The following is a 23,115-nucleotide window of genomic DNA, read 5'->3' as shown; positions in this document are numbered from 1 at the left end:
ATAGCCGATACTTACTGCAAACACTCACGCAGAACCCCGACCAGTTTCTGAGCGCGTGGGTCCATCAGAATGTAGGGCCCCAACGTATTGGTAACGAAGCCAAAGGCAACCTCGTGATCGGGATCGGCAAACCCTACCGAACCGCCCGCCCCCGGATGGCCAAAGGCCTTGGGCCCCAGGCCGTAAGTCGCATTGGCAACGCCCGGCTGATCGAGCATGCAGCCCAGTCCCAGACGGGTCGAGGTCAGTAATGTCTTGTCCTGACCGAGGCTGTGTTCACGGGTCAGCTCGCTGAGCATGTCTGCTTCAAGCAGGCTGCCATCGAGCAAACCGTTATAGAAACCGGCAAGACTGCGCGCATTGCCGTGGCCGTTGGCCGCCGGTTGCTGCATGCGCCGCCACTCCGGCTTGTTGGTGCTGGTCATGATCGACGGCGGGTTGGTAAACGCCTTGGCGGTGATCGAAGCCGGCTCGCGCATCGTCGCCTGCAGCACGCGCTGGGCAGCGTCGTCACCGGCATTGCCTTTGCCACGCGCGATGTGGGCAACGCGATGAAACTGGTCATCGGCCAGGCCCACATGAAAATCCAGCCCCAGCGGGCGGGCAATACGCGCCGCAATGGACTCCCCCGGGCCTCGGCCATCGGCGCGGCGCAGCATCTCGCCCACCAGCCAGCCATAGGTGATCGCCGCATAACCATGCCCCTGGCCCGGGGTCCACCAGGGCTCTTCGGCTGCCAGGGCGGCGGTCATGGTGTCCCACTGGTAAAGCGCTTCGGCAGGCAACGGTTCACGCAACGCGGGCAGGCCGGCCTGATGGCAGAGCAATTGGCGAAGAGTGATAGAGGCCTTGCCCGCCGCGGCGAATTCGGGCCAGAGCCTGGCCACGGGTTCGTCCAGCTTCAACTTGCCCTCTTCGACCAGTTGCAGAACGGCCACGCTGGTGAAGGTCTTGGTGCAAGAGAACAGGTTGAGAATAGTGTCGGTGTGCCACGCCTCGGCACCGTCCTTGTCGGCGGTGCCCGCCCACAGATCGATGACGGTCTGGCCGCCGACCTGAATGCACAAGGCAGCGCCGCGCTCCTGAGGGTCGTCAAAGAGCGCCGCAAAGGCTTCACGTACTGCTTCGAATTGAAGTTCGTAATGACCCTGGATCTGCAACGGCTGACTCCTGACTGCAACATGAGCCTGGCGACAGGCTAAACGGCCCGTATTGTTTCAGTGATCGAGCGCTTTGGGAACAGATGTGAAACGCTCTTCATCTTTGGCTCACGTTATTTCCCGGCGGAACGGTGGCAGCGCATTGAGAATCGCCTTGCCATAGCGCTGGGTGACCACCCGCCGGTCCAGCAGCGTGATGGTGCCGCGGTCCTCTTCGGTGCGCAGCAAGCGGCCACAGGCCTGCACCAGACGCAACGAGGCATCGGGCACGGCGATCTCCATGAACGGGTTGCCGCCACGCGCTTCGATCCACTCGGCCAGCGCGGCCTCGACCGGGTCATCCGGCACCGCGAACGGGATCTTGGCGATGACCACATGTTCGCAGTAGGCACCGGGCAAATCCACACCCTCGGCGAAGCTGGCCAGCCCGAACAGTACGCTGGACTCGCCGCTGTCGACGCGTGCCTTGTGCTTGTTGAGGGTTTCCTGTTTGGACAGGTTGCCCTGAATGAACACCTGCTTGCGCCAGTCACGGTCCAGGCCGTCGAACACATCCTGCATCTGCTTGCGCGACGAATACAGCACCAGCGTGCCTCGCGAACCTTCCACCAGACCGGGCAGGTCGCGAATGATCGCGGCGGTATGCGCCACCGAGTCACGCGGGTCGGCCTTGAGGTCGGGTACGCGCAGCACGCCGGCATCAGCGTGATGGAACGGGCTTGGCACCACCGCGGTCACCGCCCCCTTGGGCAGGCCGGCGCGCATGCGATAGCGGTCGAACTTGCCCAGCGCGGTCAGGGTCGCCGAGGTGACCAGCGCTCCGTAGGCGATGTTCCACAAATTGCGACGCAGCATTTCCGCCGCCAGGATCGGGCTGGCATTGACCTCGATATCGAACATTGCACCGCTGTCGGCCAGGGTCAGCCAGCGCGCCATTGGCGGGCTGTCTTCCGGGTCTTCGGCGGTGAAGGCTGTCCACAATTCCCAGTTGCCATGCGCGCGAGCCAGCAGGCTGCCGAACAGCGGATACCATTCTTCGGCCTGATGGCTGGCGATGCCGATGTTGACCTCACCGTCCATGCCTTCCTTGAGCAGCTCGGTCAGGCGCGTGAACAGGTCGTCGAGGCGCGCGAAGCCCTTCTTGAGCTCGATGCCCATCTCGCGGATGTGCTCGGGAATCACGCCGCCGACAAAGCGGTGACGTGGGCGCTCGCGGCCCTGCATGTCTTCACCGGCGCGGAAATCCGCCAGTTGCTCGCAGGCACCGAACATGAACTGCTGATGGCCCTTGATCTCGCGGGCCAGCTCCGGCACCTGCTCGATCAGCTTGCCCAGATCGCCGGGCAGCGGATGCTGGGCCAGCAGCTTGGCGAGGTTCTTGGCGGTCTGTTCCAGCCAGTCGGCGGTCGATTTCAATCGGGTGTAGTGGGCAAAGTGGCCGATGGCCTTGTCCGGCAGGTGATGACCTTCGTCGAAGACATACAGGGTGTCACGCGGGTCCGGCAGCACCGCACCGCCGCCCAGTGCCAGGTCGGCCAGCACCATGTCGTGGTTGGTGACAATCACATCGACCTTGCCCATGCCTTCACGCGCTTTATAGAAGGCGCACTGCTGAAAGTTGGGGCAGTGCCGGTTGGTGCACTGGCTGTGATCGGTGGTCAGACGCGCCCAGTCCTGATCGGCGAGTTCCTGCGGCCAGCTGTCGCGATCGCCGTCCCACTTGTTGCCCGCCAGCTTCTGCAACATGCTGGTGAAAAGCTTCTGGCTGGCCTCATCGACTTCGATCTTGAAGCCTTCTTCCTCGAACAGCTGCGCGGTCGCGTTGGTCGCGTCACTTTCCTGCAGCAATGCGTCGAGCTTGGACAGGCACATGTAACGCCCGCGCCCCTTGGCCAGGGCGAAGGTAAAATTCAGACCGCTGTTGCGCATCAGGTCCGGCAGGTCCTTGTAGACGATCTGCTCCTGCAGGGCGACGGTCGCGGTGGCGATCACCAGCCGCTTGCCTGCCGCCTTGGCGGTGGGGATCGAGGCGATGGCGTAAGCCACGGTCTTGCCGGTACCCGTTCCGGCTTCGACGGCCACTACCGCAGGATCGCCCGAACGACGGCCCTCTTCATCGGTGTCAATGTCCCCCAGCACCTTGGCGACTTCAGCGATCATCAATCGCTGGCCATAGCGTGGCTTGAGGCTCTTGGCTTCGAGGAAACGCGAGTAAGCGCCCTGGATCTGGGTTTTGAGTTCGGTACTGATCATTGGCTTCGGTTCGGGGGCACGGCTAAAAAGGCTGGATAAATTTTCAGTAGTTCTGAGTGGGCGCTATCATAGCGCGCTAAATCCATCCGCGCAGAACGGAGTGTCCGATGACCGCTTTTTCTACTGTCTATACGTTGCATCTGCTGGCTGCCCTGGTGTGGGTTGGCGGCATGTTTTTCGCCTGGATGGTGTTGCGCCCGGCAGTCATTGCAGCACTTGAAGGCCCTTCTCGCTTGAAAGTGTGGGTCCAGGTGTTTCCGCGCTTCTTTGCCTGGGTCTGGGCCGCGGTGGTGCTGCTGCCGATAACCGGCATCGGCATGATTCACCTCAACTTCACCGGCTTTGAAACCGCGCCGCGTTATGTGCAGATCATGATGGGCCTGTACGTCGTCATGGTTGCGCTGTTTTTGCGTATCCAGTCATTGCAACTGCCTGAGCTGCGTCGCGCCGTGGAAGCCGAACAGTGGGCCGAGGGCGCGGCAGCATTGGGCAATATCCGCCGCCTGGTCGGCATCAACCTGATGATCGGTCTGGCCGTGGTCATGCTCGCCGCTGCTCGTCCGGGCCTTTGAGGTAAAACGGAACATCACGGGGCACTGGCGGTGACACCGCGCACAGCTTGCGGGCGTTTTCCTGCCCGATCGGTCATCTTCTGCACTTGATATCCAAGGCATTCAACATCTTGAAACAGTTTGGCATGGGCTGTGCAAACGCTTGCGATCAGCAGTACGCGCCCACGAAAAGGAGCTTCAATGCCACAGCCGCCATTCACCCGACCCGCAATGCCCTCAAGATTTCTCATGCCTCTGCTGTTCGCCGCCGCCGCGGCGCTGCCCTGTACCAGCGTCCTGGCAGCGCCCGCCGCTGCCGAAGACTCGGCGCAGGGCGAAGCACTCAGCCCGCCCGCCTCGCCCAAGGAAGGTAAAGGCGCGTATTTTTCAGACTGGTTCAACCAGGACCTGACGCTGATCGGCAGCAAGGACATCAGCTTCGGCCCCAAGCCCAACGATGACATCTACCTAGAGTACGAATACTTCGGTCGCAAAGGGCCGTTCGAGCTGTATGGCTATGTCGATGTGCCGAAGATCCTCGGCATCGGCAATGATAATGACAAAGGCGTCTGGGACCACGGCTCGCCGCTGTTCATGGAGCACGAACCACGCATCTCGATCGACTACCTCGCCGGACGCAGCCTGGCCATCGGCCCATTCAAAGAATGGTACGTCGCCTTCGACTGGATCTATGACCATGGCAGCAATACGGCCAACCGGGCCAACACCCTGTACAGCGGCCTGGGCACTGACATCGATACCCACTCGCGGGTCAATCTGTCAGCCAACTTCTATGGCCGCTACCAGTGGGAGAACTACGGTGCCAGCAACGAGTACTCGTGGGACGGCTACCGCGCGCAGCTCAAATACATCGTACCGATCAGCACCTTCGATAACGGTGCGTCGCTGACCTACATCGGCTTCACCAACTTCGATTTCGGCTCGGACCTCAAGAACGATCCGGCACGCACCGGCAACTCCACGGTCGCCACCAATGTGCTGCTTTATGCCTTCACGCACCTGCGCTTCACCCTGGTTGGCCGCTACTTCCACAACGGCGGCAACTGGCAGGACGGCAGCGAGCTGAACTTCGGCGATGGCAACTTCCGCGCGCGCTCCGATGGCTGGGGCTATTACGCAGGCGTGGGTTACCAGTTCTGAACCTTATTATGACGACAGGAGTTTTCATGAAACACACCACTCGCAACACGCTCTGCGCCACGCTGGCACTGCTCAGCCCGGCTGTCTGGGCGGCTACCGCACCGGTGGCACCGGTCACACCCAAGGTCATGCTGATCGCGATGTTTGCGCCCGAAGCACAGAACTGGATCGACCGGCTGCACCTGACCAAGGAAATCCAGGTGCCCGGCCTTGCCGCCGAGTACCCGGCCATACGCTGCAATGATCAGGACGTGTGCCTGCTGGTCACCGGCATGGGCCAGACCAACGCTGCGGCATCGACCCTGGCGCTGGCCCTGTCGCCGCAATTCGACCTGCGCAAGACGTACTTCATTGTCGCGGGCATTGCCGGCATCAACCCGCACCGCGGCACACTCGGCACCACGGCCTGGGCGCATTATCTGGTGGAGTTCGGCACGCAGTGGGAAATCGACTCCCGCGATGTGCCCAAGGAATGGCCGACCGGTTATCTGGGCATCAACACCAAGGGCCCGAACGAGAAGCCGCCACTGGATTACAAGACCGAAGTCTTCGAGCTCAACCCCAAGCTGCAGGCCAAGGCGTTTGCCCTGTCGCACAAGGTGACGCTCAGCGAGAGCAAGGAATCCGCCGCGTGGCGCGTCAAATACCCTTATGCGCCGGCCAACCAGCCGCCGCAGGTCACGCAGTGCGACACGCTGGCGGGCAATACCTGGTTTTCCGGGACGCGTCTGAGCGAGCGTGCGGAAGTCTGGACCAAGCTGCTGACCGACGGTAAAGGCGAGTATTGCACCACCCAGCAGGAGGATAACTCCACCTACGAGGCTCTGTTGCGAGCCAGCAAGGCCGGCAAGGTCGATGTCAATCGCCTGGCTGTCCTACGTGCGGGCTCCGACTTCGATCGTCCGTATCCGGGTTACAGCGAGGTGGACAACCTGCTCAAGTACGCCGATCAGGGTGCCTTCGTCCCGGCGCTGGAAAACCTCTACCGCACCGGTAACCCGCTGGTGCAGGCGATTGTCGGCGACTGGAAGAATTGGGAAAAAGGCGTACCGCAATAATATGATGTGAAGCGATTCGCGACTGTCCGGATCATGGCCTTGCACCTGATCCGGACATCTCGCAGATTACAGACGTTGCAGGATCAACGCGCCTGCCGGTCCTGGAGCACCTGGCAGACCGGGCTCACCCTGTCTGCCAGCCTTGCCGCCTTCAGCGCGGTAGACGATACAGCCCTTGGACGCACCGCCCTTGCCTGCCTTGCCGCCTTCGCCAGCCTTGCCCGCTGCGCCACCCGCGACATTCACCTTGATGCGTTCGGCCGGATAGCTCTGTGGCAATTCGAGACGAACCTGCGCGCCCGCAGCACCATCGTGGCCATTGCCGCCGCTGTCGCCGTTATAACCACGCCCGGCCCGGCCCCAGGTGCAACCAGGGTCTTCGCCCGTGCCGCCGTCCAGCCCGGCATAGCCTGGGCTGCCTGCACCACCGCGGGCGTCAATCGACAGTTCTTCAGCATCCAGGCTCTGCAGGCGCAGGGTCAGGTTGCGTCCAGGCCGTGCCGGTTTCTCGAACGTACCCGGCGCGCCCCGTGCGGTGATCTGGCTGCCGGTGCCGAACTCACCGTGCAGCACCACCATATTGAACGCCTGCACGCCAGGGACGATGGCAATTCGCGCTTCGTGCCCCAGCACCAGCTCGCCAATCTTCACATCATCGATACCGGCCGGGATCAGCAGAGTGCCGTAGTCGGCCACTTCAAGGCGCTCGACCTGCAGAACGCTGCTGTTGCCAGGCAGACGCATCAGCGAGTGCGGAGCAACGATAATTGCCTGGGCCATGGCCAGAGGGCTGAACAATGCTGCCAGCAGAACGAGCTTACGCATGAGTGTGTCCCCTGACCGGACGGCCGATGGATTGAACGTGAAAGATGCCGAACAGGATGATTTTGCCCCGGTCGCGCCACGGATGCCGGCGACCGCGCAGGCTGCCGTTGAACAGAATCAGTTCCAGCAAATGAGTCAACAGCAGCACCGCGCCGGCCATGTCGATCATCACGCCAAACGGGCTGGGCGCCTCAATCGCCGCGTTGACCAGCACCACCAGCCAGAAGCTCAGCATCAATATCTTTCCCAGCCCCCAAAACACCTTCATTGCCTGCCCACCCCTTGTCATGATCCGTTACGAAATTGCAGTCTTCGCATGCTTTTCGTCGCCGCACAGTAGACGTGCTGTACGCCGAATATGCCAGCGGTGTGTTGAAAAAGATCAAGCATAGATCGTTGTCGTGCATCTGTGGACACCGGCCTTGGACTGACGGCTGTTCAGAGCCGGCCCGGCAGGCTAGTCTTGTTCGTCAATCAGAGGACTTTCGATGACCGTCGGCTACTCGAACCGTACGCCCCAACAAGCGCTGGCCGCCCTGCTCGATCGCTGTGCGCCGCAACGCCTGCTGTTGATCGGCGCTCAGGCGTTCCCGGCGTTGCAAGCCTTTCAGGAGGCCCACCCGCAGACCGAGGTGGCGCTGGCCGAACCCGGTGCGCTGCCTGCCCATCTGGCGGCGCAACGTTTCGATCTGGCGCTGGTGGTCGATTGTCTGGAACACATCCCCAAGCGCACTGGCCTGGAACTGCTGGGTGGCATCCGCAACCTCAACGCCAGCCGCATCGCGGTGCTTGCCGATTTGCAGGCCTGCGGTTGGCAGGAGACCGATTTTTTCTCGCTGGCGCTGCAATGCAGCGAACGCTTCGCCCGCGACGAGCAGGTGCTGAACCTGTTTACGTACGACTTGCGTGAGTACAAACAGGTGCCCGACTGGCTGAACGCGAAGTACTGGGCCAACCCGGAGAATTTTGGAAAGTATTGGTGGTGACCTATGAGTAGTGCCATTTGCCCCTGCGGCAGCGGCGATCTGTTGTTGGCCTGCTGCGGTCGCTATCACGCAGGTCAGCCTGCACCCGGCGCGGAAAAGCTGATGCGCTCGCGCTACAGCGCCTATGTGCTGGGGCTGACCGACTACCTGGTGCAGACTACTTTGCCGGTGCAGCAAGGCGGTCTGGACCGTGAGGCCATCGCTCAGTGGAGTGCGCAGAGCACCTGGCTGGGTCTGGAGGTAGAAAGCTCGGAGGTGTTCGGCGGCAAGCCGGAGCATGCGTTCGTGACCTTTACCGCTCGCTGGCACGATGGCAATGGTGAGCACAGTCATAGGGAGCGTTCGTCGTTCGTGCAGAATCAGGGGCGCTGGTATTTTATCGACTCAACCGTGCCGTTGAAGGCTGGGCGTAATGATGCGTGTCCGTGTGGCAGTGAGCAGAAGTTCAAGAAATGCTGTTCGGCTTATGTGGAGTGAGTTGCGGCTCTTTGCCTGAGCGTCCAGAACTCCGCGTTCGACTATCGTTCCCATGCTCCGCGTGGGAATGCAGTTCGTGACGCTCCGCGTCACACGGCGCTTCTGCGCTGTCAGGTGGATTGGGGCTCGACTCAGGTCACCTTTTCGCCTCTGACTATCGTTCCCATGCTCCGCGTGGGAATGCCGTTCGTGACGCTCTGCGTCACACGGCGGTCTGCGTTATCAGGTGGGTGTGGCTCGCCTTAAAACTCCAATTGCGCCGAAAACGCGACGGTGCGTGGGTCGCCCAGGTAGCTGCTGTTGAGCCAGTATTCTTTGTTGGTCAGGTTGCTGACGTTGACGCGCAGGGTCAGGTCGTTTTCTGCAAGGCGCAGGCGGTAGCGGGCTCCGGCGTCGAAGGTGGTGAAGGACGGCAGGTCGTTTTCGTTGCTTTGATCGGTGTATTGCTTGCCGGTGTAGAACGCCCCGCCGGTCATGGCCAGGCCTGGTACAGGGTTGATGTCGTATTCGGCATAGACCTTGGCCAGTTGCTTGGCGACGTTGGTTGGCACGTTGCCTTCATCCGCCGCGACACCGGTTTTCTTGATTTTCGGGTCGAGCAAGGTAAAGCCGCCCACCACGGTCAGTTCCGGGATGACCTTGCCGGTGACGCTGAATTCCAGGCCGTTGTTCTCCTGACGTCCGTCCACGACGTAGATGTTCGCGCCTGTGGTGTAGCCGTTGGGCTTCTCGATGTTGAACAGCGCCAGGGTCAGCAGGGTTTCGCCCAGTGTCGCCTTGGCACCGATTTCGTATTGTTCGCTGATTTCAGGCGCAAACGCCTGGCCGGCATTGGCGGTGCCGCCAGGCGCGACGCCGCCCGATTGCAGGCCTTCTATATACGTCGCGTAGGTGGTCAGCCACGGCAGCGGTTTATAGACCAGCGAGATGTTCGGCGAGGTCTTGCTCTCGTTGTAGGTGGTCTCGGTTTCGGCGGAACCGAACGCCTTGGCGTAGACGAACTCGTTGGCGTAGGTTTTGATCTGTGTGTTGGTCACACCCAGGATCGCCGACCACTGCTCATTGAAAGTAATGACGTCACCGATCAGGACGTTATTGCTTTCCGAACTGTTGGCCAGGCGCTGGTCGCCATGCCCGATGGAGTAAGACGGTTTACCGACCTGAGGCGTCTGGTCCAGCGGTATCGTGCCCACCGGCGAGGTGTATTGCGGGCCTGGCTGATCGGGCGTGTACGGAATGTGATCCTCGTACTGTTTCTGCCGTGAGGTATTGCCCTGATAGCCCACAGTGACCTTGTGACCGATAAAGCCGGTATCGAACGCCGCATCGAGGAACAGCGAACCGGTCTTTTCTTCGGTTTCAATCGGCGCGAAGGCATACAGCGGCTGCGAGTAAAGGCCCGCGCTGTAGACCGTCGGCCCGGTGTAGGTGTTCTCCGAGGTGTACTGCTGGGCAGCGAAGGCCGCGCGCAAGGTGAACGTGTCGTTCAAGCGCCACTTGGCACGCACGCCGGCCTTGTCGGACTCGTAATCGGAAAACGACCACTTCTGGCTGTAGAGCTTGTCGTTGTCCAGCGATGCCGCGCCGGGGCGCAGGGATTGGTCACCGAAATACCAGTAACTGGTCAGGCCGCGAATTTCGGTCTTCTTGTGCGAGGCGTCGAACTGCACCAGCAGGTCGTCGGACACGTTCCAGTCCAGCGCCAGGGAAATCATCTCGCGGCGACGCTTGTTCAGATCGACAGCGGTTTCGCCATCCTGAGTCAGCACATTGAGGCGATAGGCGAATTTGCCCTCGCTGTCGATCGGCCCGCCGAAGTCACCATGCAGGTAGTAATTCTCACCCCCGGCATTGCCCAGGGTGACGCTGTTGTAGCGTTGATAGGTCGGGCGCTTGAGCACGTAATTGACCAGCCCGCCCGGCGAGGCCGGACCATACAGGAAGCCGGTCAGACCGGTGATGACTTCCAGCTGCTCCATCTCTTCCATGTAGTTGCTGCCGTCGGCACCGTTGGTGAAACGGAGGCCATCATTGGCGATGTTCAGGCTGCCCGCGCTGCTGAAGCCTCGAATGTTGACGGCACTGGCATAACCGGCGCTGGTCGGCGAGTACATCTGGGTGAACGGGTTGTGCTTGATGACATCGTCCAGCGAGGTGGCCTGGATGTTTTTCAGCAGCGCCTGAGGCGTTACGCTGATGGAATAAGGCGCGTCCTGCAGCCGCATGCCACCCAGCGCGCCGACACTGCTGACGTTCTCGCTGCGATAACCTGCGGCTTCCGAGCCTTCGAGGGGCGTGCTGTTGGCGTTGATGTTCACGTCCGACAGGTTCAAGGCGTTCTGTTCCATGACCATCAGCGTGTACGTCCCGGCGCTGCTCTGCACCAGTTGCAGGCCGCTGCCACGCAGAGCCTCGCGCAAGGCCGTGGCCGCATCGAAATTGCCTTTCACCGCCGAGCTGGTCTTGCCGGCGACCAGCGCCGGGTCAAGACTCAATGCCAGGCCACCCTGGCTGGAGATCTGATTCAGCGTAGTGGCCATCGGGCCTGCGGGCAGATCATAGGCAACCACGCTGGCCTGCTGCGCCGCCATCGACAGCGGGCTGGTCAGAGGCGTGCACAGGGCGATCGCCACGGCCAACAGACTGGGACGCAGAAGGGTGTCTAACGAACGGGACATCGGGCAACTCCTGATGGAATACTTCTCAATGCCTGTTAGCCGGACGAACGCTCGAAAGTAACAGGGCTGATTGAAAATAATTCCGTTTCAGGAATCAGCTGACTGGCAGCATCATTCCGGGATGATCTTCAGGTGCGACGTATCGGGCGCCTCCTGCGCCTCGGCTTTTTCGACCTGGCCCATGTCGCTGCCCACCGGGGCCAGGCTCAAACGCGAGAGATCCAGCAGCGGCGCAACAGGCTGAGGCTTGCCGGGCAGCAACTCGACGCCCGCTTCTGCGACCGAGTAATCCGGCGCATCGACGTCCACAAAAGCCGCCATGTAAGCGTCGCGCGGTTTGATCTGCAAACGCCCCGGACTGACCGAGGCTTTGCGCAACCAGTTCGGTGCGTCGGGCGGTGGCGCCAGTTCGACCTCTTCCATGGGCGGTGGCGTGTTCATTTCCAGCACACGCACCAGCGCGCCTGCGCGCTCGAGGGTGGCGCGGTATTTCTCTGCGGTTGCCGCGTCGAGATTGTTTTTCAGAACCAGTCGGCGCCCCGAGAACAGCAGGTCCAGACGTTCGGCATCTGCATTGAACAGCTTGCCAAGGTTAGCCCTTACCCTCTCGGGTTGTGCTCCGGCGACCAGTTCGGCGCTGAAGACAATTTCGTAGAGATTCATGGAAGAAGACACCAATATGCACGTCAGTAAAAGTATGGCGTAGCGTCAGACAGCGCAACAAGCGCGTTGCCCTCGACCGTCGAGTTGGTAGACTCAGGTGTCAAAGGGAGCACATCCATGTCTTTTCAGGCGCACATTACAAGAATCATAAGCCTTGCGTTGATCCTGTTCGGGCTCAGCGGATGCTCGCTCCTGAGCTTTGACCGCGCTCAGGAACCGGAAGTGCATTTGCTGAAGGTCCAGGTGGTCAAGGCGAGGCTGACACAGCAGGATTTCAAGCTGTACTTCGAAGTTGATAACCCCAACGAAGACAGCTTGCTGGTGCGTGGCCTGAAGTACAAGATCACCCTCAATGACATGGTCCTTGTCGATGACACGTTCAGCGACTGGTTTGTCGTCGACGGTAATAGCCGCAAAACCTTCGTGGTGCCGATTCGCACCAACCTCTGGCGCTACGCACGGTACATCGCTCAACTGCTGAAAAAACCTGATGAGCTGATCCATTATCAGCTGGACGGCAAGCTCAAGACCGGAATCGTGTTCAGGCACAACGTCCGCGTCGGCACATCAGGCGATGTGCTGCCGCAAGACCTGATCCAGCGCCGATGATCATTCAGCCTATCCGCCCAGCTTGCCCTTGATCAGTTCCAGAAGAAACTTCCAGATGTCCGCGGCCCACAATGCCCGGTTGACGGCACTGATCAGCGCACCACCGAACGAGCCCAGCAGAAACCCCACGCCCGTGGTGTTGCGCGGATCTGCGATGCCAAGGTAATCACTGGCGATGCCGGTGAGGAACACCGCACAGGCCACACCGGTCACCAGAAAAACCAGCCAGGCACGCCAGTCAAGCAGACCTGCCTTATGCCACCAGCCAGAAATGATCGCACCCACCAGACCGGCTACCAGCCATTCGCCTCGGTCTGCCAAACCATTCAAGATATCCATCACTTCTGACTCCGTTCAAGAAATACAGCCGTTCACGAACACAGAAAAATTCAGACACTGGGGGACCTGCCGGGGGATTGCCGCGGCGCCGGCACCGTTCAAAAAACTAAAAATTAAGCATGCTTAAAATCACAGGCAAACGTGCACCATCAACCCACCGGGCTATCGGGAGAGCAACGGAGGCTTGAGGTCAGTTATCGATGTAGCGCTGCCAGCCGATCCTTACCGAACCGTCTGGCTGACGGTCAATCTCGATGCCTTCGGTCTCTTCGATTTCCTGCAGCACCACGTTCCAGCTGTCCACGGGCTCATCATCACGACGGGCGACGATGACCCACTGGGTCTTTTGAACATTGGGCGCGGATACCAGCCGTTGAATGCGCTTGCCGATCTGCTCGTAGGAAGACCTGCCTGCCGATCCATTATCATTGCCAGCCATGACAGCCTCCGAGGCATAACTGTATATAAATACAGTATTCCAGCTGTAGGAACCTCGCAAGCATTTCGTAGGACGCTTCCTGACGAGCATTTTCGGTGAAAACGCCCGCAAGCCTTGTCAAACAAGGCTTACAGCTTGCCGGTCATCCTCACCGCCACGCCGATAATGCGACAGTCGGCACCGCATTCGATCATTTTGTACGCCGGGTTCAAGGGCTTCAGGTAGCGTGTGCCGCCGTCCTCGACCAGCTTCTTGAACGTCGCCTCGTTGCTGGCGGGCAGCTTGGCGATCACCAGCTTGCCGGGCTGCACATCGGCCTCCGTGTCCACCAGAATCATCATTCCTTCCGGCACACTGACGCCGGTGGGCGCGGTCATCGAATCGCCCTTGACCTCCAGCCAGAACGCCGGCCCCTTGGAGTCATAGTCGGAGATTTCATAGCGGTCGGAAAAACCGTCGGGGTAAGGCTGAACCGCTTCCTCCCAAGAGCCTGCCGACACCCAGCTGATCACCGGATAACGGAAGGACATGTCCGGCTGATCGATCAGCGCAACGTTGGCGTCGAAGGCAGGCGCTTTTTCCGGTCCCTCGCCAATCGCCAGCCATTCGGCACGAAAGCCCGTGGCCCGCGCCAGTGCGTAAAGGTTTTCCGGCCGCAGGCTTTTGCTTTCCCCGCTGATCCATTGGGTAACGGCAGAGTTGGCCACGCCGCACTGGGCGGCAATTTCACCTTTCTTCAAGCCACTGGCGGCGATTGCCCTGGCGATACGTTCCTGTCGGGTCATGAGTCGGCTCTGCATAGGGGAATAAAGAACGCTGAAAAACGCTCGACTGAAACTAAGCATACTTAAAAAATGGCGCTGTGCGAATCGCAATATGCCGATACTGCTTGGCCATGATTTACGGGATAATGCGCGCCAGATTTAATTGCGGAGTAAAACCGATGAACCAGCAAGACCATGTGCATGGCCCCGATTGCAACCATGATCACGATCACCACGACCACCAGCACGGCCATGTACACGGCCCGAACTGCGGTCATGCCCATCAGGAGCCGGTGCGTAATACCCTTAAGGATGTCGGTCGTAACGATCCCTGCCCGTGCGGCAGCGACAAGAAATTCAAGAAATGCCACGGCGCGTAAGGCGCGGAGCATTCTGACGACGGCCTGCATTGCAGGCCGTTTTCATTTGAGTGTGCTGCATGCTTTCAAGGCATGTAGCCATGGCTGCAATGTGGCGCAGAGCGTGGCGAGCAAGAGGCGTCTGGCCAGCCTCTGCAAAATCCTGAAATAAACTAGTCCGTGCCGCTTGCGTGCGGCTTGCCTGCTCTCTAACGTAGCGACTTTTGTACGTTACCCCTCCAGGAGCTTGCCCATGGCCTCGCCAGCCCTTCGTCATTTTCTACCCCGATTCGGCGTTGCCGCTGCTGCGGCGAGCTTCCTGAGCCTTGCCGGCTGCCAGTTGGGCGGCAACGATCCCGAGACCGTGCTGCCTGTTTCCGGGACGTTCCCGCTCAAGGGGCTGGCGCAGAACGTTTCCGTGCGCCGCAACAACATGGGCATGCCGCTGATAGAAAGCAGCAGCTACCACGATGCGCTGTTCACGCTGGGCTACGTTCATGCCGGTGATCGAATCAGTCAGATGCTCGGCATGCGCCTGCTGGCGCAGGGCCGTTTGTCGGAAATGGCCGGCGCGGATGCGCTGGACGTCGACCGCCTGATGCGCTCGGTCAACCTCAAGCAGAACGCCAGCGACCTGTACAACGCCGCTTCGCCGCGTTTGAAACGCTTCTTCGATGTCTATGCGCGCGGTGTGAACGCCTACCTGTTCCGTTATCGCGACAAGCTGCCTGCCGATATCGCCAGCTCGGGCTACAAGCCGGAATACTGGAAGCCGGAAGACTCGGCGCTGATCTTCAGCCTGCTCAACTTCAGCCTGTCGGTCAACCTGCAGGAAGAGCTGTCGGCGCTGGTCCTGGCGCAGAAAGTCAGCGCGGACAAGCTCGCCTGGCTACTGCCGACCTACCCTGACGAAGAATTACCATTTGCCGAAGCCGACAAGCTCAAGGGCCTGAACCTGGACAATCAGGTCACCGGCCTGAGCGATCTGAACAGGATCGCCCTGCAGCTCTCGGACCTGAACATGCTCGGCGTCGCGGCCTCCAGTAACTGGGCCATCGCGCCACAACGCAGTCGCAACGGCAAAAGTCTGCTGGCCAGTGACATGCAACTGCCTGCCGGGCTCAATTCTGCCTGGAGCTTCGTGCAGATCCGTGCACCGAAATACCAGGTGTCCGGTGTCACCATCGCCGGTATGCCACTGGTACTCAGCGGTTTCAACGGCAAACTCGCGTGGAGCATGAGCAACGTCAAGGGCGACAATCAGGACCTGTTTCTGGAGAAGATCAAGCGCGAAGGCAACCGCGTTTCCTACATGGTTGACGGCAAATGGCTGCCAGCGACGGCCCATCAGGAAACCTTTCTGGTCAAGGGTGGCAGCCCGCTGCGTGAAACCGTGTACGAGACCCGCCACGGCGCGCTGCTCAACGCCTCTGCAACCCCGCCCGGCAACGGTTTGAGCCTGGCGCTGCAAGTCCCGAATTTCAAGGACGACAAGAGCCTGGATGCGTTCTTCGATCTGTCCCGTGCACCTAACGTCGAGAAAGCCTTCGACACCAGCCGCGAGATTCGGGCGATCACCCTGAACATGATCTTTGCCGACGCCTCGAACATTGGCTGGCAGGTCACTGGCCGCTTCCCGAACCGCCGCGAAGGCCAGGGCCTGCTGCCTTCGCCGGGCTGGGATGGCAAGTACGACTGGGACGGTTTTGCCGACTCGATGCTTCATCCCTATGATCAGGACCCGCGCCAAGGCTGGCTCGCCGCGGCCAATCAGCGCACGATTCCGAAAGGCTACGGCATGCAGCTCTCCAACTCGTGGGGCTACCCGGAGCGCGCCGAGCGAATTGCCGAACTGGCCAACGGGGGCAAGCAGGACCTGCGCAGCACCATCGCCATGCAATACGACCAGACCACGACGTTCGCCGCCAAGCTCAAGAGCATGTTTCAGGCGCCCGGCATGAGCAAGCCGCTCAAGCAGGCCATTGATGCCCTGCCCGAAGCCGATCGCAACAAGGCCCGTGAAGCGTTCACGCGCCTGATGGCGTTCGACGGCAAGCTCAGTGCTACCTCGGCTGATGCGGCGCTGTACGAGCTGTTTCTGCAGGAAAGCGCCAAGCAGATTTTCCTTGATGAGTTGGGTCCGGAGACCAGCCCTGCCTGGCAGGCACTGGTCGCCAACGCCAGTTCATCCTACTCGCCACAGGCCGACCACTTGCTGGGGCGCGATGACAGCCCCTATTGGGATGACGTCAAAACCCCGCAGAAGGAAGACAAACCGGCCATCCTCGCGCGCAGTCTGGCGGCCGCCATCACCAGCGGCGACAGCCTGTTGGGCAGCGATCACAAGGCCTGGCAATGGGGCAAGCTGCACCGTGACAACTGGGCCTCGACCAGCCCGCTGGCCAAGCAGTTGGGTGGCGGCGAGTTCAACCGGGGCGCCACGCCGGCGGGCGGTGATCACACGACGCTGAACGTATCCGGCTTCGAGTGGGGCAAGGGCTTCGACGCCCGCATGGCACCGGGTCTGCGCATGATCGTAGACTTCAGCCTGGTCGAACCGATGACCGGCCTGATCAGCACCGGCCAGTCCGGCAACCCGGCCAGCCCGTACTACGCCAACAGCATCGAGCCGTGGCAGAAAGGCCAGTACCAGTCGATTCCGGTGCAACAACAGAACTACGAAAAGGGCTACGGCAAACAGCGCCTGACGCTGACGCCGGGCAAGTAAGCGCCGAAAACCGGACGCAGAGGGAGCATGGGCACGATGGTGTTCTTCAGTACACCTATCGTTCCCACGCTCCAGCGTGGTCATGCAGTTCGTGACGCTCCGCGTCACACAGTTCTGCGATTCAGTGAGATTCAGGCTCGGCTTGAGTCATCAATGTCCGGGAGAAACACCATCGTGCATAAAAGCGCTTTTCTGTCGCGATGGCACTGACGACGCAGAGTGCGACGTAAGTGACGGCTGAGTCCTGGCGCTGATCCGGGGGTAGCCTGGCAGGACGCCAGGCTAGCCGCACCGGGCCATGGAGGGCCCGTTGCGGCGACCCCCGGATCAGTGACAGGGCGAAGGAACCCGACGAAGTCGGGCCGGAAACCGGAGCGAGGGGGTTTGCCTACTTTGGCCCCATCAAAGTAGGTCGCCGAGGGGCGAAAAGGTGACCTGAGCCGAACATCAACCCACCTGACATCGCAGAACCCCTGTGTGACGCGGAGCGTCACGAACGGCATTCCCACGCGGAGCATGGGAACGATAGTCAGAGGCGAAAAGGTGACCTTGAGTCGAGCCCTGATTCACCTGCTGTCGCGCCTCACACTCCGCAGCGCTCACGCAAACTCCCCGAACTTCCAGATCCTTCCCGGCTCATAGCTAACAAGCCCATCCATACGGTTGCCCCATGGATCTTGTCGTTGCGCGCCCCGAAGGTTTGTACTGCCCACCCGGTGATTTCTATATCGATCCATGGCGTCCTGTCGAACGCGCCGTCATCACCCATGCGCATGGCGATCATGCCCGCACGGGCAACGAGCATTACCTGTCAGCCGCCAGTGGCGAGGGTATTCTGCGTTCGCGCCTTGGGCAGGACATTAATCTGCAGACTCTGGAGTACGGCGAAACCATCACCCATCACGGGGTGAAACTGAGCCTGCATCCGGCCGGGCATGTACTGGGGTCGGCGCAAGTGCGACTGGAGTACCAAGGCGAGGTCTGGGTTGCTTCCGGCGATTACAAAGTCGAGCCGGACGGCACCTGTGCGGCCTTCGAACCGGTGCGCTGCCATACCTTTATCACCGAATCGACCTTCGGCCTGCCGATCTATCGCTGGGCGCCGCAGGCGCAGATCTTCGAAGGTATCAACCAGTGGTGGCGTGCCAATGCAGCCCAGGGCAAGGCCAGCGTGTTGTTCGCCTACTCGTTCGGCAAGGCCCAGCGCATCCTCCACGGCATTGACGCGCAGATCGGACCGATTCTGGTCCACGGCGCCGTCGAGCCGCTGAACCGCGTGTATCGCGAGGGCGGCATCTACATCCCGGAAACCCAATACGCCGGCGATTTCAAAAAGACCGATCCCGCGCTGCGCCAGGCGTTGATCCTCGCCCCGCCTTCAGCGGGCGGCAGCAGCTGGATGAAGCGCTTTGGCGAATACAGCGATGCGTTTGCCAGCGGCTGGATGATGCTGCGCGGCACACGACGCCGGCGCGGTGTGGACCGCGGTTTTGTGCTGTCCGATCACGCCGACTGGCCGGGCCTGCTGTGGGCTGTCGAACAGACCGGTGCCGAACGCGTCATGGTGACCCACGGCTCGGTCGGCATACTGGTGCGTTACCTGCGTGAACTGGGTCTCGACGCACAGGGCTTCAGCACCGAATACGGCGATGAAGAAGACAGCAACCCGGCAGCCGGCGAACCCGAGGCGGCAGGCACGGGTGAGGCTCAGTCATGAAAGCCTTTGCTGAACTCTACGCACAGCTGGACGCGACCACTTCCAGCAACGCCAAACTCGCCGCAATGCGCGACTACTTCGAAAAGGCGGCAGCAGAGGACGCCGCCTGGGCGGTGTACTTTCTGTCAGGCGGCCGCCCACGGCAACTGGTGCCGACCCGTGTACTGCGCGAACAGGCCATGACCCTGGCAAGTCTGCCGGAATGGCTGTTCGAAGAGAGCTATCAGGCGGTCGGCGACCTGGCGGAAACCCTGTCGCTGTTACTGCCCCAGGCCGACCACAGTAATGACGAAGGTCTGGCCACCTGGATGGAAGACAAGCTGTTGCCATTGCGCGGCCTGCCGCCTGAAGAACTTGCCGAGCGGCTGCCGATGTTCTGGTCGCAGTTGGACCGCAGCAGTCTGATGGTCTGCATCAAGCTGATCACCGGCAGTTTCCGGGTCGGCGTGTCGAAGCTGCTGGTCACCCGTGCGCTGGCGGCGCTGGCAGATATCGACAGCAAACGCGTCGCACAACGGCTGGTGGGCTACACCGATCTATCGCACAGGCCCAGCGCCGAACGCTATTTGAAGCTGATCGCGCCGGAATCCGAGGATGAGCACGCCCAACGTGGCGGCCAGCCCTACCCGTTTTTTCTCGCCCACTCCCTGCAACAGCCCGCCGATCAGTTTGAGGCGTTGCTCGGTCCGGCGCAGAACTGGCAGGTGGAATGGAAGTGGGACGGCATTCGCGCGCAACTGGTCAAACGCGACGGGCGCTTGTGGATCTGGTCACGCGGCGAAGAACTGGTGACCGACCGTTTTCCGGAGCTGCACAGCCTGGTGCAGTGCCTGCCGGACGGCACGGTGATCGACGGCGAAATCGTGGTCTGGAAAGCCCCCGATGCGAACCCCGATGCCGATGCGGAGTTTGCCTTGAACAGCGATGCTCCTGCGGCAGCGCCTTCGGTCCAACCGTTCGCCCTGCTGCAACAGCGCATAGGCCGGAAGACGCTGGGCAAAAAGATTCTTGCCGACGTTCCGGTCGTGGTGCTCGCCTATGACCTGCTGGAGTGGCAAGGCGATGACTGGCGCAGCCGCCCGCAACATGAACGCCGCTCGCAACTGGAAGCCTTGATCGAAACCTGCAAGAGCGAGGTGCTGATGCCCTCCCCGGTGCTCAGCGGCAAGGATTGGCTCGACCTGGCCACCCAGCGCGAAGCCTCCCGCAGCCTGGGCGTCGAGGGCATGATGCTCAAGGCTCGCGACTCGCTGTATGGCGTCGGTCGCACCAAGGACATGGGAGTGTGGTGGAAATGGAAAATCGACCCGTTCAGTGTCGATGCCGTGCTGATTTACGCGCAACGCGGTCACGGACGACGCGCCAGCCTGTACAGCGACTACACCTTTGCGGTGTGGGATGGCCCGCCCGAATCGAGTGAACGCACGCTGGTGCCGTTCGCCAAGGCCTACTCGGGGCTGACCGATGAAGAAATGCGCAAGGTCGACGCCATCGTTCGCAAGACGACGGTGGAGAAATTCGGGCCGGTCAGCAGCGTAACGCCGACGCTGGTGTTCGAGCTGGGCTTTGAAGGCATCGCCCTGTCGAAGCGCCACAAGAGCGGCATCGCGGTGCGTTTCCCGCGCATGCTGCGCTGGCGCCAGGACAAGCCCGTCGCCGAAGCCGACAGTCTGGCGACGCTGCAGGACCTGCTGAACTAGAGCACCAAAAAGGCGCACACCAAATAGCGTGCACCTTTTTGAAACATCGAAGAACGAATCATCCCGCCTCCATGTAGGAAACTTCCTGATTCGTTACCAATCTTCCGCTCTTTCTTACTTGGAAAAGCATCGTGCGTAGGAACGGGCGATGAACACCAACCCTGCAAGCGCGCATGGGCGGCCAATTGCCAGCCGTTTATACGAAATAGCGACAACGCCTTACATTTCAAACGCACGTTCGTTCCTCTGGTTCGGAAATTGCTAACCAATGCCTGTCTGGCACTTGCCGGTAGCACGCTTCGCGTATTCCCAACGCCCCATTTAAGGTTTTAAGGACTGAACAATGAAAAAAGCATGGCTGACTCTTTCTGCACTGGCTCTGTGCATCGCCGCCGGTAACACCATGGCCAAGGAATACAAGGAACTGCGCTTCGGCGTCGATCCATCTTACGCACCGTTCGAATCAAAAGCGGCCGACGGCAGCCTGGTCGGCTTCGATATCGATCTGGGCAACGCGATCTGCAAAGAGCTGAAAGTCAAATGCAAATGGGTCGAAAGCGACTTCGACGGCATGATCCCCGGCCTCAAGGCACGCAAATTCGACGGCGTCATTTCCTCGATGACCGTGACCCCTGCTCGCGAAAAAGTCATCGACTTCTCCAACGAACTGTTCTCCGGCCCGACCTCGCTGGTGTTCAAGAAGGGTGCAGGCTTTACCGCTGACCCGGCCAGCCTGAAAGGCAAGACCGTGGGTTATGAGCAAGGCACCATCCAGGAAGCCTACGCCAAGGCCGTACTGGACAAGGCAGGTATTTCCACCAAGGCCTATGCCAACCAGGATCAGGTTTACTCCGACCTGACTTCGGGTCGTCTCGACGCCTCGATCCAGGACATGCTGCAGGCCGAACTGGGCTTCCTGAAATCGCCGGCCGGTGCTGACTACGAAGTCAGCAAGCCTATCGACAGCGAACTGCTGCCAGCCAAAACCGCCATCGGCATTGCCCAGGGCAACAAGGAACTCAAAGCGCTGCTGGATAAAGGCATCAAGGCGATGCACGACGACGGCACCTACGCTGAAATCCAGAAAAAACACTTTGGCGACCTGAACCTCTACAGCGGTAAATAACACCCCGACGCCCATCGATTTCGGCGATCATTCGTCGCCCGGTCGGTGGGCGTTTTTGTTGGTAACAAGGCCTATCCATGCTCGATGCACTCATGCAAAACCTGGGACTCTCGGCATTCAGCCTGAAGGGCTTTGGCCCGCTGTTGCTGGAAGGCACCTGGATGACCGTCAAACTGGCTGTGCTGTCGCTTGCTCTGAGCATTCTGCTCGGACTGATCGGGGCTAGCGCCAAACTGTCGAGTTCCGCGCTGCTGCGCGTGCCGGCGCAAATTTACACGACACTGATCCGTGGTGTTCCGGACCTGGTGTTGATGCTGCTGATTTTCTACAGCCTGCAAACCTGGCTCACCATGCTGACCGACGCGATGGAATGGGAATACATCGAGATCAACCCGTTCGGCGCAGGCGTTATCACGCTGGGCTTCATCTATGGTGCGTACTTCACCGAGACCTTTCGCGGCGCGATTCTGTCCGTGCCTCGCGGTCAGGTGGAGGCAGCGACGGCCTATGGACTGAAACGCGGCCAGCGCTTTCGTTACGTCGTGTTCCCGCAAATGATGCGTTACGCGCTGCCGGGGATTGGTAACAACTGGCAGGTGCTGCTCAAGGCGACTGCGCTGGTATCGATCATCGGCCTGGCCGATCTGGTCAAGGCGTCACAGGATGCGGGCAAGAGCACCTATCAGTTGTTCTACTTTCTGGTGCTGGCAGCATTGATTTACCTGCTGATCACCAGTGCCTCGAACTTCGCCCTGCGTTGGGCTGAGCGGTATTACTCCGCAGGCAGCCGGGAGGCACAGCGATGATCGAATTGCTGCAGGAATACTGGAAACCCTTCCTTTATACAGATGGCGTCAACGTCACCGGTCTGGCGATGACCATGTGGCTGCTCAGCGCCTCCATCGTCATCGGCTTTTGCGTGTCGATCCCGCTGTCCATTGCGCGGGTGTCGAGAAACCGCTGGGTGCGCTGGCCGGTGCAGTTCTACACCTACCTGTTTCGCGGTACGCCCCTCTATATACAGCTGCTGATCTGCTACACCGGCATTTACAGCCTTGCCGCGGTGCGTGAACAGCCGATGCTCGATGCGTTCTTTCGCAATGCGATGAACTGCACGATCCTGGCTTTCACCCTGAACACCTGCGCCTACACCACGGAGATCTTTGCCGGGGCGATCCGCAGCATGGCCCACGGCGAAGTCGAAGCGGCCAAGGCCTACGGCCTGACCGGCTGGAAGCTTTATGCCTACGTGATCATGCCGTCGGTGCTGCGCCGCTCTCTGCCGTATTACAGCAACGAAGTGATCCTGATGCTGCACTCGACCACTGTGGCCTTTACCGCCACGGTGCCGGACATCCTGAAAGTGGCGCGGGATGCCAACTCTGCCACTTTCATGACGTTCCAGTCCTTCGGTATCGCCGCCGTCATGTACCTGACCGTGACGTTCATTCTGGTCGGGCTGTTCCGCCTTGCCGAACGCCGCTGGCTGGCCTTTCTCGGCCCAGCCCATTAATCAGGACTG

Annotated in this window: 22 protein-coding genes; 13 read left to right on the top strand and 9 right to left on the bottom strand. The window is 60.6% G+C overall.

Annotation, left to right across the window (positions count from 1 at the left end; all coding sequences use genetic code 11):
• Positions 1-11: 11 nt before the first annotated feature.
• Positions 12-1,160 carry an EstA family serine hydrolase gene (locus KBY02_RS03665; RefSeq protein ID WP_024661126.1) on the bottom strand — a complete coding sequence of 383 codons (1,149 nt, stop codon included), beginning with the start codon at positions 1,158-1,160 and terminating at the stop codon, positions 12-14.
• 108 nt (positions 1,161-1,268) lie between these two features.
• A complete protein-coding gene (gene dinG, locus KBY02_RS03660) occupies positions 1,269-3,413 on the bottom strand; it encodes an ATP-dependent DNA helicase DinG (protein WP_003402334.1) in 2,145 nt (714 codons plus the stop codon).
• A gap of 107 nt (positions 3,414-3,520) precedes the next feature.
• Between dinG and KBY02_RS03655 the strand changes: the two genes are divergently transcribed.
• From KBY02_RS03655 to KBY02_RS03645, 3 genes are all read left to right on the top strand, one after another.
• Positions 3,521-3,985: a CopD family protein gene (locus tag KBY02_RS03655; RefSeq protein WP_024651919.1), complete on the top strand. Its 465-nt coding sequence runs from the start codon at positions 3,521-3,523 to the stop codon at positions 3,983-3,985.
• A gap of 180 nt (positions 3,986-4,165) precedes the next feature.
• Entirely contained in the window at positions 4,166-5,125 is a 960-nt protein-coding gene (locus tag KBY02_RS03650; RefSeq protein WP_024651920.1) for a nucleoside-specific channel-forming protein Tsx, read from the top strand.
• A gap of 26 nt (positions 5,126-5,151) precedes the next feature.
• Positions 5,152-6,183: a purine-nucleoside phosphorylase gene (locus KBY02_RS03645; protein ID WP_225649832.1), complete on the top strand. Its 1,032-nt coding sequence runs from the start codon at positions 5,152-5,154 to the stop codon at positions 6,181-6,183.
• Positions 6,184-6,249: 66 nt separating this feature from the next.
• Here the strand turns inward: KBY02_RS03645 and KBY02_RS03640 are convergent, their stop codons facing one another.
• Complete coding sequence (locus KBY02_RS03640; protein WP_024641631.1) at positions 6,250-7,008, bottom strand: hypothetical protein; 759 nt, start codon at positions 7,006-7,008, stop codon at positions 6,250-6,252.
• Positions 7,001-7,276, bottom strand: a complete 276-nt coding sequence (locus KBY02_RS03635) for a DUF1145 domain-containing protein (protein ID WP_011268704.1) — start codon at positions 7,274-7,276, stop codon at positions 7,001-7,003. Before KBY02_RS03635 ends, KBY02_RS03640 begins: the two co-directional genes overlap by 8 nt.
• Positions 7,277-7,496: 220 nt before the next feature.
• On the opposite strand from KBY02_RS03635, the gene KBY02_RS03630 reads away from it, so the two are divergent.
• Positions 7,497-7,994, top strand: coding sequence for a DUF6231 family protein (locus KBY02_RS03630; protein ID WP_011268705.1), 498 nt, complete (start codon positions 7,497-7,499; stop codon positions 7,992-7,994).
• Positions 7,995-7,997: 3 nt separating this feature from the next.
• Positions 7,998-8,471, top strand: a complete 474-nt coding sequence (locus tag KBY02_RS03625; protein WP_011268706.1) for a YchJ family protein — start codon at positions 7,998-8,000, stop codon at positions 8,469-8,471.
• A 242-nt stretch (positions 8,472-8,713) separates the two neighbouring features.
• Here the strand turns inward: KBY02_RS03625 and KBY02_RS03620 are convergent, their stop codons facing one another.
• Positions 8,714-11,149 (bottom strand): TonB-dependent receptor, encoded by a 2,436-nt coding sequence (locus KBY02_RS03620; RefSeq protein WP_003402314.1) that lies wholly within the window; start codon positions 11,147-11,149, stop codon positions 8,714-8,716.
• 111 nt (positions 11,150-11,260) lie between these two features.
• On the bottom strand, positions 11,261-11,812 hold the full coding sequence (locus tag KBY02_RS03615) for a hypothetical protein (RefSeq protein ID WP_024650785.1): 552 nt from the start codon (positions 11,810-11,812) through the stop codon (positions 11,261-11,263).
• 117 nt (positions 11,813-11,929) lie between these two features.
• Between KBY02_RS03615 and KBY02_RS03610 the strand changes: the two genes are divergently transcribed.
• The gene (locus KBY02_RS03610) at positions 11,930-12,421 is read left to right on the top strand and encodes an LEA type 2 family protein (protein ID WP_003402312.1); all 492 of its coding nucleotides are present in this window, start codon (positions 11,930-11,932) and stop codon (positions 12,419-12,421) included.
• 9 nt (positions 12,422-12,430) lie between these two features.
• On the opposite strand, the gene KBY02_RS03605 is transcribed toward KBY02_RS03610, so the two are convergent.
• From KBY02_RS03605 to KBY02_RS03595, 3 genes are all read right to left on the bottom strand, one after another.
• Positions 12,431-12,760 (bottom strand): hypothetical protein, encoded by a 330-nt coding sequence (locus KBY02_RS03605; protein ID WP_003402310.1) that lies wholly within the window; start codon positions 12,758-12,760, stop codon positions 12,431-12,433.
• A 190-nt stretch (positions 12,761-12,950) separates the two neighbouring features.
• Complete coding sequence (locus KBY02_RS03600; protein ID WP_003402309.1) at positions 12,951-13,199, bottom strand: DUF1654 domain-containing protein; 249 nt, start codon at positions 13,197-13,199, stop codon at positions 12,951-12,953.
• A 128-nt stretch (positions 13,200-13,327) separates the two neighbouring features.
• Positions 13,328-13,984 (bottom strand): LexA family protein, encoded by a 657-nt coding sequence (locus tag KBY02_RS03595; protein ID WP_003402307.1) that lies wholly within the window; start codon positions 13,982-13,984, stop codon positions 13,328-13,330.
• 158 nt (positions 13,985-14,142) lie between these two features.
• Between KBY02_RS03595 and KBY02_RS03590 the strand changes: the two genes are divergently transcribed.
• From KBY02_RS03590 to KBY02_RS03560, 7 genes are all read left to right on the top strand, one after another.
• The gene (locus tag KBY02_RS03590) at positions 14,143-14,343 is read left to right on the top strand and encodes an SEC-C metal-binding domain-containing protein (RefSeq protein ID WP_003402305.1); all 201 of its coding nucleotides are present in this window, start codon (positions 14,143-14,145) and stop codon (positions 14,341-14,343) included.
• Positions 14,344-14,575: 232 nt separating this feature from the next.
• Positions 14,576-17,050, top strand: coding sequence for a penicillin acylase family protein (locus tag KBY02_RS03585; RefSeq protein WP_225649827.1), 2,475 nt, complete (start codon positions 14,576-14,578; stop codon positions 17,048-17,050).
• A 670-nt stretch (positions 17,051-17,720) separates the two neighbouring features.
• The gene (locus KBY02_RS03580) at positions 17,721-18,767 is read left to right on the top strand and encodes a ligase-associated DNA damage response exonuclease (RefSeq protein WP_003402302.1); all 1,047 of its coding nucleotides are present in this window, start codon (positions 17,721-17,723) and stop codon (positions 18,765-18,767) included.
• Complete coding sequence (locus KBY02_RS03575; protein WP_103754529.1) at positions 18,764-20,467, top strand: ATP-dependent DNA ligase; 1,704 nt, start codon at positions 18,764-18,766, stop codon at positions 20,465-20,467. Before KBY02_RS03580 ends, KBY02_RS03575 begins: the two co-directional genes overlap by 4 nt.
• Before the next feature lie 343 nt (positions 20,468-20,810).
• Entirely contained in the window at positions 20,811-21,593 is a 783-nt protein-coding gene (locus KBY02_RS03570) for a transporter substrate-binding domain-containing protein (RefSeq protein WP_032656759.1), read from the top strand.
• A gap of 77 nt (positions 21,594-21,670) precedes the next feature.
• Positions 21,671-22,399 (top strand): ABC transporter permease, encoded by a 729-nt coding sequence (locus tag KBY02_RS03565; protein WP_032656763.1) that lies wholly within the window; start codon positions 21,671-21,673, stop codon positions 22,397-22,399.
• Positions 22,396-23,106: an ABC transporter permease gene (locus tag KBY02_RS03560; RefSeq protein WP_032656765.1), complete on the top strand. Its 711-nt coding sequence runs from the start codon at positions 22,396-22,398 to the stop codon at positions 23,104-23,106. The genes KBY02_RS03565 and KBY02_RS03560 overlap by 4 nt, the downstream gene beginning before the upstream one ends.
• The last annotated feature ends 9 nt before the right edge of the window (positions 23,107-23,115 follow it).

This window comes from Pseudomonas sp. P129 (assembly GCF_020312195.1).
Lineage (GTDB): Bacteria > Pseudomonadota > Gammaproteobacteria > Pseudomonadales > Pseudomonadaceae > Aquipseudomonas > Aquipseudomonas fragariae.
The sequence above is the reverse complement of the archived record's forward strand: the minus strand, read 5'-3'. Positions and strand labels throughout refer to the sequence as shown.

Excerpts from the sequence above, each read along its gene's own strand:
- KBY02_RS03565 (WP_032656763.1), top strand. The coding sequence starts at position 21,671 with ATGCTCGATGCACTCATGCAAAACCTGGGACTCTCGGCATTCAGCCTG.
- dinG (WP_003402334.1), bottom strand. The coding sequence starts at position 3,413 with ATGATCAGTACCGAACTCAAAACCCAGATCCAGGGCGCTTACTCGCGT.
- KBY02_RS03605 (WP_003402310.1), bottom strand. The coding sequence starts at position 12,760 with ATGGATATCTTGAATGGTTTGGCAGACCGAGGCGAATGGCTGGTAGCC.
- KBY02_RS03620 (WP_003402314.1), bottom strand. The coding sequence starts at position 11,149 with ATGTCCCGTTCGTTAGACACCCTTCTGCGTCCCAGTCTGTTGGCCGTG.
- KBY02_RS03630 (WP_011268705.1), top strand. The coding sequence starts at position 7,497 with ATGACCGTCGGCTACTCGAACCGTACGCCCCAACAAGCGCTGGCCGCC.
- KBY02_RS03625 (WP_011268706.1), top strand. The coding sequence starts at position 7,998 with ATGAGTAGTGCCATTTGCCCCTGCGGCAGCGGCGATCTGTTGTTGGCC.
- KBY02_RS03600 (WP_003402309.1), bottom strand. The coding sequence starts at position 13,199 with ATGGCTGGCAATGATAATGGATCGGCAGGCAGGTCTTCCTACGAGCAG.
- KBY02_RS03575 (WP_103754529.1), top strand. The coding sequence starts at position 18,764 with ATGAAAGCCTTTGCTGAACTCTACGCACAGCTGGACGCGACCACTTCC.
- KBY02_RS03645 (WP_225649832.1), top strand. The coding sequence starts at position 5,152 with ATGAAACACACCACTCGCAACACGCTCTGCGCCACGCTGGCACTGCTC.
- KBY02_RS03570 (WP_032656759.1), top strand. The coding sequence starts at position 20,811 with ATGAAAAAAGCATGGCTGACTCTTTCTGCACTGGCTCTGTGCATCGCC.
- KBY02_RS03595 (WP_003402307.1), bottom strand. The coding sequence starts at position 13,984 with ATGACCCGACAGGAACGTATCGCCAGGGCAATCGCCGCCAGTGGCTTG.
- KBY02_RS03580 (WP_003402302.1), top strand. The coding sequence starts at position 17,721 with ATGGATCTTGTCGTTGCGCGCCCCGAAGGTTTGTACTGCCCACCCGGT.
- KBY02_RS03655 (WP_024651919.1), top strand. The coding sequence starts at position 3,521 with ATGACCGCTTTTTCTACTGTCTATACGTTGCATCTGCTGGCTGCCCTG.
- KBY02_RS03610 (WP_003402312.1), top strand. The coding sequence starts at position 11,930 with ATGTCTTTTCAGGCGCACATTACAAGAATCATAAGCCTTGCGTTGATC.
- KBY02_RS03615 (WP_024650785.1), bottom strand. The coding sequence starts at position 11,812 with ATGAATCTCTACGAAATTGTCTTCAGCGCCGAACTGGTCGCCGGAGCA.
- KBY02_RS03635 (WP_011268704.1), bottom strand. The coding sequence starts at position 7,276 with ATGAAGGTGTTTTGGGGGCTGGGAAAGATATTGATGCTGAGCTTCTGG.
- KBY02_RS03650 (WP_024651920.1), top strand. The coding sequence starts at position 4,166 with ATGCCACAGCCGCCATTCACCCGACCCGCAATGCCCTCAAGATTTCTC.
- KBY02_RS03640 (WP_024641631.1), bottom strand. The coding sequence starts at position 7,008 with ATGCGTAAGCTCGTTCTGCTGGCAGCATTGTTCAGCCCTCTGGCCATG.
- KBY02_RS03590 (WP_003402305.1), top strand. The coding sequence starts at position 14,143 with ATGAACCAGCAAGACCATGTGCATGGCCCCGATTGCAACCATGATCAC.
- KBY02_RS03585 (WP_225649827.1), top strand. The coding sequence starts at position 14,576 with ATGGCCTCGCCAGCCCTTCGTCATTTTCTACCCCGATTCGGCGTTGCC.
- KBY02_RS03560 (WP_032656765.1), top strand. The coding sequence starts at position 22,396 with ATGATCGAATTGCTGCAGGAATACTGGAAACCCTTCCTTTATACAGAT.